Annotated in this window: 12 protein-coding genes and 1 pseudogene; 9 read left to right on the forward strand and 4 right to left on the reverse strand. The window is 64.7% G+C overall.

Annotated features, from left to right (window positions below):
* Nucleotides 1-93 (forward strand): annotated as a pseudogene (locus tag AC5V87_RS33815) (DUF4864 domain-containing protein); the annotation flags it as partial.
* On the opposite strand, the gene AC5V87_RS33820 reads toward AC5V87_RS33815, so the two are convergent.
* On the reverse strand, nucleotides 90-1349 hold the full coding sequence (locus AC5V87_RS33820; RefSeq protein WP_495369092.1) for an MFS transporter: 1260 nt from the start codon (nucleotides 1347-1349) through the stop codon (nucleotides 90-92). The pseudogene AC5V87_RS33815 and the gene AC5V87_RS33820 sit on opposite strands and share 4 nt — an antisense overlap.
* A gap of 173 nt (nucleotides 1350-1522) precedes the next feature.
* Between AC5V87_RS33820 and AC5V87_RS33825 the strand changes: the two genes are divergently transcribed.
* The 8 genes from AC5V87_RS33825 to AC5V87_RS33860 all read left to right on the forward strand — a co-directional run bounded on the left by AC5V87_RS33825 (nucleotide 1523) and on the right by AC5V87_RS33860 (nucleotide 8843).
* Entirely contained in the window at nucleotides 1523-1945 is a 423-nt protein-coding gene (locus AC5V87_RS33825) for a hypothetical protein (protein WP_495369093.1), read from the forward strand.
* 77 nt (nucleotides 1946-2022) lie between these two features.
* Complete coding sequence (locus tag AC5V87_RS33830; protein WP_456842779.1) at nucleotides 2023-2307, forward strand: hypothetical protein; 285 nt, start codon at nucleotides 2023-2025, stop codon at nucleotides 2305-2307.
* 7 nt (nucleotides 2308-2314) lie between these two features.
* Nucleotides 2315-3739 carry a TolC family protein gene (locus AC5V87_RS33835; RefSeq protein WP_495369094.1) on the forward strand — a complete coding sequence of 475 codons (1425 nt, stop codon included), beginning with the start codon at nucleotides 2315-2317 and terminating at the stop codon, nucleotides 3737-3739.
* A gap of 13 nt (nucleotides 3740-3752) precedes the next feature.
* Nucleotides 3753-5084 carry a multicopper oxidase family protein gene (locus AC5V87_RS33840; protein ID WP_456842778.1) on the forward strand — a complete coding sequence of 444 codons (1332 nt, stop codon included), beginning with the start codon at nucleotides 3753-3755 and terminating at the stop codon, nucleotides 5082-5084.
* 32 nt (nucleotides 5085-5116) lie between these two features.
* Nucleotides 5117-5569, forward strand: a complete 453-nt coding sequence (locus tag AC5V87_RS33845; protein WP_456842777.1) for a cupredoxin domain-containing protein — start codon at nucleotides 5117-5119, stop codon at nucleotides 5567-5569.
* Nucleotides 5570-5586: 17 nt separating this feature from the next.
* Complete coding sequence (locus tag AC5V87_RS33850) at nucleotides 5587-5883, forward strand: copper-binding protein (protein ID WP_456842776.1); 297 nt, start codon at nucleotides 5587-5589, stop codon at nucleotides 5881-5883.
* Nucleotides 5884-6206: 323 nt separating this feature from the next.
* Nucleotides 6207-8348 carry a flagellar biosynthesis protein FlhA gene (gene flhA, locus AC5V87_RS33855; protein WP_456842775.1) on the forward strand — a complete coding sequence of 714 codons (2142 nt, stop codon included), beginning with the start codon at nucleotides 6207-6209 and terminating at the stop codon, nucleotides 8346-8348.
* Between the two features lie 294 nt (nucleotides 8349-8642).
* Nucleotides 8643-8843 (forward strand): hypothetical protein, encoded by a 201-nt coding sequence (locus AC5V87_RS33860; RefSeq protein WP_092193413.1) that lies wholly within the window; start codon nucleotides 8643-8645, stop codon nucleotides 8841-8843.
* 675 nt (nucleotides 8844-9518) lie between these two features.
* Here the strand turns inward: AC5V87_RS33860 and AC5V87_RS33865 are convergent.
* From AC5V87_RS33865 to AC5V87_RS33875, 3 genes are all read right to left on the reverse strand, one after another.
* Complete coding sequence (locus AC5V87_RS33865) at nucleotides 9519-10487, reverse strand: ABC transporter substrate-binding protein (RefSeq protein ID WP_495369095.1); 969 nt, start codon at nucleotides 10485-10487, stop codon at nucleotides 9519-9521.
* 112 nt (nucleotides 10488-10599) lie between these two features.
* Complete coding sequence (locus tag AC5V87_RS33870; protein ID WP_495369096.1) at nucleotides 10600-11823, reverse strand: NAD(P)/FAD-dependent oxidoreductase; 1224 nt, start codon at nucleotides 11821-11823, stop codon at nucleotides 10600-10602.
* 115 nt (nucleotides 11824-11938) lie between these two features.
* Nucleotides 11939-12898 (reverse strand): helix-turn-helix transcriptional regulator, encoded by a 960-nt coding sequence (locus AC5V87_RS33875; RefSeq protein ID WP_456842773.1) that lies wholly within the window; start codon nucleotides 12896-12898, stop codon nucleotides 11939-11941.
* Between the last annotated feature and the right edge of the window lie 58 nt (nucleotides 12899-12956).

The raw sequence follows: 12956 nt of genomic DNA on the forward strand, positions 1-12956 counted from the left end.
GGCTGGGAAGCGCTCTACACGCTCGAGCAACAGGCCGACGGCAGCTACAAGATCACCGGCTGCTCGCTGCTGAAGGTGGGGCAGGAAGCCTAAGTGGCAAAGCCGGTGTTGACCGCGTTCATGCGCGAGCGGATCAGCAGCAGCAGGACGATGCCGATGTTCAGGGCATTCCACGCCACGCCGTTCGCGAACGCCGCGGCATACGAGCCCGTGGCGTCGAAGATCACGCCCGACACCCAGCCACCGAAGGACATGCCGAACACCGAGGCGAAGATCACGATACCGACCCGGGTGGCGGCTTCGCTCGCCGGCATCGCCTCGCGCACGATGATGGCATAGCTCGGCACGATGCCGCCCTGGAACAGGCCGAACATCGCCGAGATGATGTAGAGCGAGGCGAGGCTGTCGAAGAACAGGTAAAACACCAGCGCAAAACCCTGCGCCAGCGATCCCACCAGCAGCGTGCGAATGCCGCCGATCTTGTCGGCGAGATAACCCGAGCCGATGCGGCTGACGATGCCGCAGGCCATCATCAAGGACAGCATCTCGGCGCCGCGCGCCACGCCATAGCCGAGGTCGCCGCAATAGGCGACGATATGGACCTGCGGCATCGCCATGGCGACGCAGCAGGAGATGCTGGCAATCGAGAGCAGCACCGTCAGCGTATTGGTCGAGAGCTTGAGATCGACCCGCGGCGGAGGTGCCTTGGCGTGGTCATGGACCGTGTCATTGCCAATCTGCGCGCGCAGGACCAGCACCAGGATGGTCATCAACCCCACGCAGACGAGACCGATGCCGATATGAGTGGTGCGCCAGCCGATCGCCTGCATGCCCCAATTGACGAGCGGCGGCCACATCGTGCCGGCGAAATAGTTGCCGCTGGCGACGATGGTCACGGCAAGGCCGCGATAGCGCTCGAACCAGTGCGAAGCCTCCGCCATCAGCGGCGCGAAGGTCGCGGACGTGCCGAGCCCGATCAGGAAATAGGCCGCAACGAACTGCCAGAGCTGCGTCGAAAGCCCTGCCAGCGTGTTGGCGATGCCGAGGAAGGCGATGCTGATCGCCATCGCCGGGACGATGCCGAACGTGTCGGTGATCTTGCCGGCGATCACGCCGCCGAGCCCGAAACCGAACATCATCAGCGTAAAGGCCAGCGACACCGCGCCGCGCGTGGCGGCGAAATCGGCCTGCACCGCGGGAATCATCACCACGATCGCCCACATGCCGACGCCGCCGATCGAGCCGATCACGAGCGCGAGCAGCAGCCGTATCCACGCCTGACGGGAATCAGGGGTGAAGGAAGCCGGTCTTTGTCCTGGGTGATTTGGCGCGTGCACGGGCGGAACCATGTTTGCTGAGCGCCTGACGGTCAAGCAGCGTGCCGCGATATTGGGCATGCGCGGTGCGCTGCGGTAAGAAGGGCTTGGCGAAAGCGCGCTTTGCCATTAGTTTGCAATCAGCGTGTGCAACACTGCCGCGCGAAGGACATGTCGACGGAATGTTGCTGCGATTGACACGATCGATGCGGATCAGGGTGGGGCGCCTCATTGCCCTCGCCTATCTGTTCTGCGTGCTCGCGCCGGCAGCAAGCCTCGCCTGGGGTACTGGTCCAGCGCCGTGCCTTGGTGACGACGTTGTGCTGGCTGATCTCGTGACGGCGCATCATCAGATGCAGGACGGCCACATCATGCATGGCGGTGTGCCGCATGACCGCGCAGGGTCACACCCGCATCACCAGGCGACCGCCGACGCCCCCACTCCGCATCAGCACGACGGCAAAGGCCAGGTTGGCCCCTGCTGCGCGATGATGTGCGTCAGCGCGCTGCCGGCCGAGCTGCCCGGCATCGCCACGCCGGCCCAGCCGATGTCGACCTGCGCGCCCGAGATCATGGCCAGCCTGCACGGCGCGGCGCCTTCCCGGCACTACCGCCCTCCCATCGCCTGATCTGACTCGCGACGACGTCAGGCCGCGCGCGTCCGCGCGAGCGAACCTGTGGTCTCCAGACAGATCAGGGATGATTCATGTTTACGCTTTCCGGGGCGAGATCCGCCGCCGCATCCGCGGCGCGTGGAGGATACTTTCGACTCCATTGGCCGCTGCTGGTCTTGGCTGCATTGGCGCCGTCCGGCTGCATGCCGGCAACGACGCAAATTGCGAGCGCGGATCCCGCCGATCCCGCTGCAAAGGTCGCGCGCGCCGGCTATCGGTCGACGATCGCGCCCTACACCAGCCTCCGGCCGGCAGCGCCGGCCCCATGGCGCGAGCGCAACGACAGCGCCGCGCCGCAGCCCAAGCAAGACCGGTAGGCGCGTCATGGCACACCATTTTGGACGAGGCCTGCTCGTTGTTGCTGCCTTCGGTCTCTCCGGCTGCGCCGTGTTCTCGCCCGACAGCGGCATGGGCACGGTTTCGGAGCTGACGAGCCAGACCATCAACAAGGACATTGCCTTCGTGCGCACGGCGGAGGGAGCAGGTGCGGTCGACGCGCGAGTTCGCCAACTGCTGTCGCGGCCGCTCAGCGCAGATGCGGCCGTTCAGATCGCGTTGCTCAACAACAAGGGGCTGCAAGCCGCCTATAACGAGTTGGCGCTGGCCGAGACCGATCTGGTCGAGCAGAGCTTGCCGCCGAATCCCGTGTTCTCGATCTCGCGGATCTCGGGCGATGGCGCCAGCGAGATCGAGCGTCAGGTGGTCGGCGACATCCTCGCGCTCGCCACCCTGCCCTTCCGCTCCGACATCGCGCGCGAGCGTTTCCGTCAGGCGCAATTGCGCGCAGCGCTGGCGACGCTGCGGCTTGCCGCCGACGTCCGCCGCGCTTACATCGGCGCAGTCGCCGGCCACGAGATGGTGGCGCTGCTCACCGACGCCAAGGCGACGGCGGAATCGACCGCGCAGCTTGCGGTGAAACTTGGCGAGACCGGCTCGCTCAACAAGCTCGACCAGGCTCGCGAGCAGGTGTTTTATGCCGAAACCACCGCCGATCTCGCCACCGCGCGGCAAACGGCAACGAGCGCGCGCGAGAAGCTGGCGCGGCTGATGGGATTATGGGACGGCGGCCTCGACTTCCGCTTGCCGAACCAGTTGCCGCCGCTGCCGCGCCGGCCGCAGGCGCTGCCGACGATCGAAGCCGACGCGGTCGCCCACCGCATCGATCTGCAGATCGCGCGGCTGGAGCTGACCGCCCTGGCGAAATCGCTGAACCTCACGGAAGCGACGCGCTTCGTGACCCTGCTCGATCTCGCCGGCATCTCCCGCCGCACCCAGGATCCGGAGGGGCCACCGTTCCGCGAGCGCGGCTTCGACGTGCAGTTCCAGATCCCGATCTTCGACGGCGGCGAGGTGCGGGTGCGGCAGGCCGCGGAGACCTACAATTTCGCCTTCAACCGCCTGACCGAGCGTGCCGTCAACGTCCGCTCGGAGGCACGCGATGCCTATCGCGTCTATCGCTCGACCTATGACATCGCCAGTCACTATCAGCGCGAGATTCTGCCATTGCGAAAGATCATCACCGAGGAGATGCAGCTCCGCTTCTCCAGCATGCAGGTTGACATCTTCGCGCTGCTGACCGAGGCGCGGCAGCGCCTGGCCTCACTGCGTGGCGCCATCGATGCCAGGCAGAGATTCTTCCTCGCCCAGTCCGACCTGCAGACCGCCGTCAACGGCGGCGCCGCACCTGCGATCGGTAGCGCCAATTCAACCACCATCGCCGCGGCAGGGCCTGCCGAGGGCGGCCACTGAGACGGAGACCAGCATGTTTTCCCGCCGAGGATTTTTGGGCACCGCCGCGCTTGCCAGCGCTTCGGCCATCAGCGGCCGCGTGCAGGCCGCCTCGATTCCGGAGGCCCTGCACATGGACAAGGTGGTCATGCAGCCGCCGCTGCACCCGACCAGCGGACCAGATTATCGCCCCGTGGTCACGCTGAACGGCTGGTCGCTGCCGTTCCGCATGAACGGCGACTGGAAGGAATTCCATCTCGTTGCCGAACCTGTGGTGCGCGAATTCGCCGAAGGCATGAAGGTGAATCTGTGGGGCTATAACGGCCAGTCGCCGGGCCCGACCATCGAGGCGGTCGAGGGCGACAAGGTCCGCATCTTCGTCACCAACCGCCTGCCCGAATACACCACCGTGCACTGGCACGGCATGATCATTCCCAGCGGCATGGACGGCGTCGGCGGGCTGACCCAGCCGCACATCCAGCCGGGAAAAACCTTCGTCTACGAATTCGAGATGAAGAAGAGCGGCACCTTCATGTACCACCCGCATTCCGACGAGATGGTGCAGATGGCGATGGGCATGATGGGCATGATCGTCGTGCATCCGCGTGACCAAAGTTTCCGGCCCGTCGACCGCGACTTCGTCTTCGTGATGAGCACCTATCGCGTCGATCCCGGCACCTATCTGCCGCAGGTCAACGAGATGACCGACTTCAACATGTGGACCTGGAATGCGCGGGTGTTTCCCGGCATCGATCCCTTGCCAGTGCGGCTCGGCGACAAGGTGCGCGTGCGCATCGGCAATCTCAGCATGACCAACCATCCAATCCATCTGCACGGCCACAGCTTTGCGGTGACCTGCACCGACGGCGGCTGGATTCCCGAGAGCGCGCAATATCCGGAGACGACGACCGATGTCCCGGTCGGCGCGGTGCGGGTGTTCGACGTGCTCGCAGACAATCCCGGCGACTGGGCGTTCCACTGCCACAAGTCGCATCACACCATGAACGCGATGGGCCACGAGGTGCGCAATCTCATCGGCGTGTCGCGCAAGGATCTCGCGAGGGCGGTCGGCAAGCTGGCGCCGGATGCGATGGCGATGGGCTCCACCGGCATGGCGATGGGCAACATGGAGATGCCGGCGCCCGACAACACATTGCCGATGATGACCGGCACCGGTCAGTTCGGGCCGATCGAGATGGGTGGCATGTTCACGGTGATGAAGATCCGCGAGGACCTCGCCCGCGACGATTTCTGCGATCCCGGTCCCTACAAATTCCCGCAAGGCACCGTCGCCTACGAGGTCACGGCACCAGCCGCGGAGCCAGCGCGGCAGCCCGGCGCGCCCGCGCGCAAGATGAAGATGTGAAGATTTCGATGACCCATCAACTGGAGAACAAGATGAAGACGATCAAACTCGCACTCGCGCTGGCCGCGCTGTCGATCGCGCCGGCTTTTGCCCATGAGCAGCACGGGCATGAGTCCTTCTCTGCCGGTGAGCCCGGCAATCCCAAGAAGCCCGCGCGCACCATCGAGATCCTGATGAACGAGATGGACTACACCCCCGCCAAGATCGAGGTCAAACGCGGCGAGCAGATCCGCTTCGTGCTGCGCAATGTCGGCAAGGAGGATCATGAATTCCTGCTCGCCACCACCAAGGAAAATCTCGCCCATGCCGAGGTGATGAAGAAGCATCCGCACATGGAGCACGACGATCCGAACGGCGTGCGCCTCGCACCAAGCAAGACCGCCGAGGTCCTCTGGAAATTCACCAAGGCCGGTACGTTCGAATTTTCCTGTCTCATCCCCGACCACCGCGAGTACGGCATGGTCGGCCACGTCACCGTGAAGTAACGCAAAGGAAGACTCCCATGAGCCGTATCATCCGCATCGCCGCAGCGCTGGCGCTGACCGTCGGTCTTGCCACTGAAGCCTTGGCGGCCGGCGCCGCCATCAGCGGCGAGGTCAAGAAGATCGACGAGAGCGCCGGCAAGGTCACGCTCAAGCACGGCCCCGCCAAGAGCCTCGGCATGGAGGAGCCGATGACCATGGTCTACCGCGTCAAAGACGCCACGATGCTCAAGCAGGTGAAGGTCGGCGACAAGGTGACCTTCGAGGCCGAGGAGGCGCCGGCCGGGTACACGGTGACGAAGATGGAGAAGAAGTAGAGCGGCGGCCTGTCATTCCGGGGCGACTCGAAGAGCCGAACCTGGAATCTCGAGATTCCGGGTTCGATGCTGCCCATCGCCCCGGAATGACGCCTCGCCTCCAATCCCCCCGCCCAGACCCCCTCCCGCCCCCTCCGTTAACCCTTTGCTAACCATACACCGGGCAAAAATTGCCGGGTGAAGTCGAGTGTCGTCGGCCGCGTTAGAACGGGGGATCCCCTGTGGACGCCAGTGCGGTGCCTCACTTTCGGAACGGCGGCCCCTCGGCCGCTGCGCAGACGTTTGGGGCGCGCGGCCGGCGGTCGCGCGGGGAGGCAGCTACCATGGTCGACGTCACCGCGGGTCAGGGCGTAGGCGCAGCAAGGCCCGGGATACCCTCCCTCAACGAGATCGTCAGTATCCTGAAGCGCGGCGACATCGCGCTCGCGCTCGGCATCCTCACCATCCTGGTGGTGCTGATCCTCCCGCTGCCCTCGATCGTTCTGGACCTGTTCTTGGCGATCTCGATCACGCTCTCGATCCTGATCCTGATGACCTCGCTGTTCATCCAGGCGCCGCTCGAATTCTCGGCCTTCCCGACCATCCTCCTGATCTCGACCATGCTGCGCCTGTCGCTCAACATGGCCTCGACCCGCCTGATCCTGTCGCACGGACACGAGGGCACGGATGCCGCCGGTCACGTCATCGAAGCCTTCGGCAGCTTCGTGATGGGCGGCAATTTCGTCATCGGCATCATCGTCTTTGCGATCCTGATCATCGTCAATTTCGTCGTCATCACCAAGGGCTCGGGCCGCATCGCCGAAGTCGCCGCCCGCTTCCACCTCGACGCCATGCCCGGCAAGCAGATGGCGATCGACGCCGATCTCTCCGCCGGCCTGATCGACGAGAAGGTCGCCAAGCAGCGGCGCAAGGAGCTGGAGGACGAGAGCGGCTTCTTCGGCGCCATGGACGGTGCTTCCAAATTCGTCCGCGGCGATGCCATCGCCGGCCTCCTGATCGTCTTCATCAACGTCGTGGGCGGCATGATCATCGGCGTCGCGCAGCAGGGCCTCTCCTTTGCCGACGCCGGCCGCAGCTACACGCTGCTGACCGTCGGTGACGGCCTCGTCACCCAGGTGCCGGCGCTGATCGTCTCGACCGCGGCCGGTCTGCTCGTCTCCAAGGCCGGCGTCTCCGGCGCCGCCGACAAGGCGCTGATGAAACAGTTCTCGGGTTACCCGCAGGCGCTGGCGATGTCCTCGGCGGTGATGCTGGTGCTGGCGGCCCTGCCGGGCATCCCGACCATCCCGTTCCTTGCGCTCGGCGCCGGCGCCGGCGCGCTGGCCTGGCACGCCCGCAACCACAAGCGCACCACGGTCAAGGCCGAGGAAGCCGCCAAGGCGGCCCCGGCGGCAGGTCAGCCCGGCGCGCCGGGCGCTGCTGCAGCCGAGGAGCCGATTTCCGCGGCGCTGAAGATCGACGATCTCAAGATCGAGCTCGGCTATGCCCTGCTGCCGCTCGTCAATGGCCCCGACGGCACCGACCGCCTCACCGAGCAGATCAAGGCGCTGCGCCGCTCGCTGGCGATCGAGATGGGCTTCGTCATGCCGGCGGTGCGCATCCTCGACAACGTCCAGCTCGAAGCCAACACCTACATCATCAAGATCAAGGAGGTCGACGCCGGCACCGGCAAGATCTGGCCGAACCAGTTCATGGTCATGGACCCCGGCGGCAGCCAAGTGCAGGTGCCCGGCATTCACACCACCGAGCCGACCTTCGGCCTGCCGGCGACCTGGGTCGACGCCAGCCTCAAGGAAGAAGCCTCGCTCAAGGGCTACACCGTCGTCGACGCCGCGACCGTGCTCTCGACCCACCTTACCGAGCTGCTCAAGGCCAACATGTCGGACCTGCTCTCCTACGGCGAGGTGCAGAAGCTGCTCAAGGAGCTGCCGAAGGAGCAGAGCGAGCTGGTCAAGGACATCGTGCCGGGCCAGGTCACGGTCTCCGGCATCCAGCGCGTGCTGCAGCTGCTGCTGGCCGAGCGCATCTCGATCCGCGACCTCTCAACCATCCTCGAAGGCATTGCCGACTCGCTCGCCTTCTCGCGCAACCCCGCGACCATGGTCGAGCACGTCCGCGCCCGCCTGGCGCGGCAGATCTGCGCGCAAAACACCAGCTACAACGGCTATCTGCCGCTGATCGCGCTGTCGGCGAAGTGGGAGCAGGCGTTCGCCGAATCCATCATCGGCCAGGGCGAGGAGCGCAGCCTCGCGATGCAGCCCTCGAAACTATCGGAGTTCATGACGGCCGTCCGCGAGGCTTTCGAGCGCGCCGCCCGCGAAGGCGAGGCTCCGGTGCTGGTCACCTCTGCGGCAATTCGTCCCTTCGTGCGTTCCCTGGTGGAGCGGTTCCGGGCCCAGACGACCGTGCTGTCGCAGGCCGAAATCCACCCCAGGGCGAGGTTGAAAACGGTCGGAAGCATCTGATTTGCCTTAAGAAGCCGTGTGTTTTTCGGCCACAGGCAAATGGTTTTTAAGTTCCTGGCGTCTTGTCGACCTGAGGTCGACAGAGCGCCAGATAAGCACATTACATCTTTGAAATAATTATATAATCGAACGATTCCGGCGCGTTTTCGATCGCGATCTTTCACGAGCTGTCACGCTCTTGTGATGGCCTCTTGGGAACGAATCCTTCCAATACTACGTTGTTGGGGACCGGAAGCATGAACCTGCCTGAACTGGCCGGCGACTACTTCGGGTAGATGGCGGCAGGAGGCTTCCATGAACCACTCGATCTACAGCGCCGATCGCTCGACCCATCTGAAGATTGTGGTCGTGGCCCTCGTCGCAGGGATCGCAGTGGCAGGCTTCGGCATCACGGCACGCTCGGGTTCGGATGAAGGCCTGACCCAGACGGCCCGCGTCATCAAGGCCGGCAAGCCGGTCGTTATCACCAGCTCGAACGCGTCCCTCGTTCGATAAGGAGATCTAGCGAGTTTTTTGAATTCACGCGGCTCTTTACCAGCCCCCCAAAGTCGCCACGTGGATATGTAGACGACCCCAACCCCAAGTCGACTACAGAAAGCGCCCGCCCCCCACGGGCGCTTTCTCATGTCTGGGGTATGGTGCTTCGGTGCCCCCCGTCGAATCCGTGTGGTTGACGACAATTGCCACTCTCGTGTCCCGGACGCGCTGCAACGCGCGAGTGTTGCTGCGCTGAGCCGGGACCCAAAAGGCCACGTACGCGCTGCTGCATAGGCCCCGGCTCTGCAGCGCATCGCTGAAGAAGCGCCGCGCTGCGTCCGAGGTACGAGACTTTTCTTCAACGATCGACATAGCTGATCATCCTCGCGGCTGAATTCGCTCGAGCTTTGCTTTATCCTCACCCTCAAATGAAGGAGCAACTGGGTCGGAATAGACCGGCGATCATGGTGGCCGACGTGGTCGGCTATTCGCGGCCCATGCAAAATGACGAAGAGGCTATGCATGTCCGCCTCACCGCGCTTCTGACGGATATTATCGAGCCGGAGTTCGCTTCGGGTCACAAATCGCGGTCACCATCGTCATCCTACAACTACCGGGCTGCCGCCGGCAGGAGACATGGCGGCGGCTTCTGCGTTGCCACAACCGGACTCACGCGCCGCAACAAAGTGATCTCTAGTCGATCACCTCGTCGGCGAGGGCGATCAGCTCGTCTGGAATGTTGAGACTGAGCGCCTTTGCCGTCTTCATGTTGATGACGAACTCGGACTTGGTGGCTTGCTGCACCGGCAGATCGGCTGGTTTTTCTCCCTTGAGGATTCGACCGACATACAATCCCACGAGACGATACGCGTCGGCAACATTGCTTCCGTAACTCATCAGGCCGCCGGCCACCGGATACTCGCGCCATTGAGCGATGCCAGGGATGGTGTACCGGGCGGCCAGAGCAGCGATCTGACCGCTCTGATAGAGGAAGATCCCATCGGTCCCAATCACAACCGCACGAGCGCCATGAGCAATCAAGTCGGGAAACACCGCATCAATTTCGTCTTGATTTGTGGCGTTAGCAACATGCAGCTCCAGACCCAGGTTACGCGCCGCAGCTTCGATTTCCCTGCGCTCGACCTGGCTGAATGGATTTGCCGGGTTTGTCAGCAGCGCAATCGTCCTGTCGTTGGGTATCAGTTGGCGCAGTACATCGACCCGCTTCGCGACCACTGGCGTCTGAAATAGGGAGACTCCCGTGATGTTTCCTCCCGGGTGCGCGAAACTCGCGACAAGTCCGAGCTCAACGGGGTCGGCACCAATCATGAAGACTATCGGAATCGTTCGCGTAGCGTCCTTTGCAGCAAGCGCCATCGCCGTGGCTCCCAGCACGGCGATGACGTCAACTTTCCGGCTGACGAGTTCGGCCAGGATAGCCGGCGAGCGTTCGTAGCGGCCTTCCGACCACCGCCAGTCTATCGCAACGTTCTGGTTTTCGAAGAAACCCATCTGGCTTAAGCCGGCACGAAATGCGTCCTCAAAATGCGTGCCTTGCCCGCGATTGCCGATGCGCAAAACGCCGATCGTTCGCACGTGCTTCTGCTGAGCAGACACAATCGCCGGCCAGGCGACGGCCGCGCCGGCAAGCCGAGCGATCAATTCCCGACGTCCGACTGCGCCTCGCATCTGCTGCCTCGAAGACTGCCTGCCGCGATGTTACCGCGCCGTGTGCATAGTGTCTTCAGGCGCGGCTATGGATGCACGACCCAGCTCAACGACGCGGCGCCCCATACGTCGGCGGAGGAGCCTGCACTGTCGGCGCAGCGGCTGCGAACAGCTCCTCCTTGTTGCCCGAGAGCGGCGGATAGATCCGCTTGCGGTTGATGGTCTGCTTGGTCGCCTTCGCAGCCGCGCCAGTGGTGCGAACCTCGCGGTCCCAGCCTTCGGTGTAGAGCGCGCCCCAGCTGCCGAGATCGAGCACGGTCACGTACCAGTCGATCCGCAGCGGCAGCATCGGCCGGCCCGCGAGATCGGCCACGACATTGTGGCCCGCGAAGCGGCCCATCGGCCGCGCAAACTGGCAGGACATCACCGTCGGATGCAAGCCGTCGACCACGCTTGAGGCGACGTCGCCGGCCGCGAACACGCTGCCCACATCCGCAACCCGCATGAAGGGATCGACCAGCAGGCGCCCCAGGCGGTCGCGCGCGTCCGGAAAGCTCGCCGCCAGACGACTCGCACGCATCCCGGCACACCAGATCACCGTCTGTGTCGGGATAAACTCGCCCGAGCTCAGGTGCATGCCGGCGGCCTCGACCGAGACGACGCGCACGCCGAGCCGTGTCTCGACCTCGAGCGAGGCCAGCGCGGTCTCAATGACGGGACGCGCATGCGCGCCAATAGTGGCGCCGACCGTCGGATTGGGATCGACCAGGATGATGCGGCGGCTGCCGGTGATACCCACACGCGCCAGCCGGTCCGGCATCTCGGCCGCAACCTCGATACCGGTGAAGCCGGCGCCGACCACCACGACCGTCGAGCGCCCCGGCGACGGCGCGCTGCGTCCGAGCGAAGTGAGATGGTCCTCGAGATTGAGCGCTGCAGCATAGGTATCGACGTCGAACGCATGCTCGGCAAGGCCCGGAATGTCGGGCCGCATCACTTCGCTGCCGAGCGCCAGCACAAGGCGGTCGTATCTCAGCGTCTCGTCGCCGCGGCCGGTGACGAGCGAAACCTCACGCCGTGCCGGATCGACGGCCTCGACCTCGCCGATGCCGTGCGTGACGCCGATCGGATCGAGCAGTTGCGGCAGCGGGATGGCGATCTCGGAAAGATCGACCTCGTAATTGCGCACGCGGATATTGTGATAGGGGTTGCGGTCAATGAGGCGGATCTCGATGTCGCCGACAGCGCCGATCTCCTCGCGCATGCGCGCAGCACCGATGGCCGACCACAGGCCTGCAAACCCGGCGCCGAGCACGACGATACGCGCCATCTCCGCCTGCTACGCTTTCCCAAGTTTGAGCGGTCAGCCCGCGCATCAGGTATAGCGCATTCGCTTCGGCAGACCAACTATGGCAGCACGGCGCCCGCTGCACAGCAACGTGGACTCAGGCCTCGCGCAATTCCGACGGCGTCGCGCCAAAGCGCTTGCGGAAGGCGCGGTTGAAGTAGGACAGATCCGAGAAGCCCGAGGAGTGCGCGATGTCGCTGATCTTGCGCGCCCTGGCGCGGGGATCGCCGAGCAGCTTGCGCGCCTGCAACAGGCGCTGCTCCAGCACGAATTCGGTGAAGGTGGTGCCGGCCTGCTCGAACAGCCGTTGCGCCTGGCGCGGGCTGAGGCCCGAGCGCGTCGCGATCTCGGACAGGCAGAGATCGTTGCGGCCGAGCGCCGCCATCACGTCGGCGCGCATGAGATCGAGGCGGGCCGCGGCATGTCCGCGGCCGCGGGCGAGGCTTGCATGCTCGGCATCGGTGCCGAGCAGCAGGCCAACGAGATCGACCATGTGCTGCGCCGTCAGGCGCTGGCCCACGGCGTCGAGATGCGGCGCGTGATGGGCTGCAAGCGCGTGATAGCGGAAGATGGTCTCGGCAACCGCACCGTCGGAGAGCACTTGCGACAGCTTCTCCTCGGCGCGCGGATTGATGTCGAGCAGCGCGCGGCGCGGCATGCGGATGGTGGTGAATCGGTCCTCGTCGGTATGACCGACTGTACCGGTGACGCCCATGTCGACCAGCACCATCTGCGCCGGCGCAAGCTCGACGGTATGGCCGTTCTGTCCGACCCGGACGAGGCCCGCATGGGCCGATATCAAGACGAGGTCGTCGCTGCCGTCGGCAAGATGGCTTTGCGTGCGCGTATATTGCGCGGAGGTGCCTTCGGGAATGGCCAGCGCGATATTGTCGACGATGCTGATCTGGAGCCGGCAATCGATGCTGTCGCCGTGGCTCGGCCCGATATCGAGGCCGCAGGGACCGAACGCCCGCTCGCGCCAATGTTCGAAGGCCGGACCGTGCGGCAGTCCTGAATATTGGTGCACGAAGATGCCCGGCGTCCTTGCTGCATCCATCTGAATTCCTGCCCCTCTCCGGCATCATGATCGGCGACGCCGACTGCAAATTCCGGGC

The sequence above is a fragment of the Bradyrhizobium sp. SOJA106 genome, assembly GCF_059448745.1.

What these genes read in the sequence shown, in the direction of transcription:
- AC5V87_RS33850 (WP_456842776.1), top strand. Translation starts at nt 5,587, where the DNA reads ATGAGCCGTATCATCCGCATCGCCGCAGCGCTGGCGCTGACCGTCGGT.
- AC5V87_RS33830 (WP_456842779.1), top strand. Translation starts at nt 2,023, where the DNA reads ATGTTTACGCTTTCCGGGGCGAGATCCGCCGCCGCATCCGCGGCGCGT.
- AC5V87_RS33840 (WP_456842778.1), top strand. Translation starts at nt 3,753, where the DNA reads ATGTTTTCCCGCCGAGGATTTTTGGGCACCGCCGCGCTTGCCAGCGCT.
- AC5V87_RS33825 (WP_495369093.1), top strand. Translation starts at nt 1,523, where the DNA reads ATGCGGATCAGGGTGGGGCGCCTCATTGCCCTCGCCTATCTGTTCTGC.
- AC5V87_RS33875 (WP_456842773.1), bottom strand. Translation starts at nt 12,898, where the DNA reads ATGGATGCAGCAAGGACGCCGGGCATCTTCGTGCACCAATATTCAGGA.
- AC5V87_RS33820 (WP_495369092.1), bottom strand. Translation starts at nt 1,349, where the DNA reads ATGGTTCCGCCCGTGCACGCGCCAAATCACCCAGGACAAAGACCGGCT.
- flhA (WP_456842775.1), top strand. Translation starts at nt 6,207, where the DNA reads ATGGTCGACGTCACCGCGGGTCAGGGCGTAGGCGCAGCAAGGCCCGGG.
- AC5V87_RS33835 (WP_495369094.1), top strand. Translation starts at nt 2,315, where the DNA reads ATGGCACACCATTTTGGACGAGGCCTGCTCGTTGTTGCTGCCTTCGGT.
- AC5V87_RS33860 (WP_092193413.1), top strand. Translation starts at nt 8,643, where the DNA reads ATGAACCACTCGATCTACAGCGCCGATCGCTCGACCCATCTGAAGATT.
- AC5V87_RS33845 (WP_456842777.1), top strand. Translation starts at nt 5,117, where the DNA reads ATGAAGACGATCAAACTCGCACTCGCGCTGGCCGCGCTGTCGATCGCG.
- AC5V87_RS33870 (WP_495369096.1), bottom strand. Translation starts at nt 11,823, where the DNA reads ATGGCGCGTATCGTCGTGCTCGGCGCCGGGTTTGCAGGCCTGTGGTCG.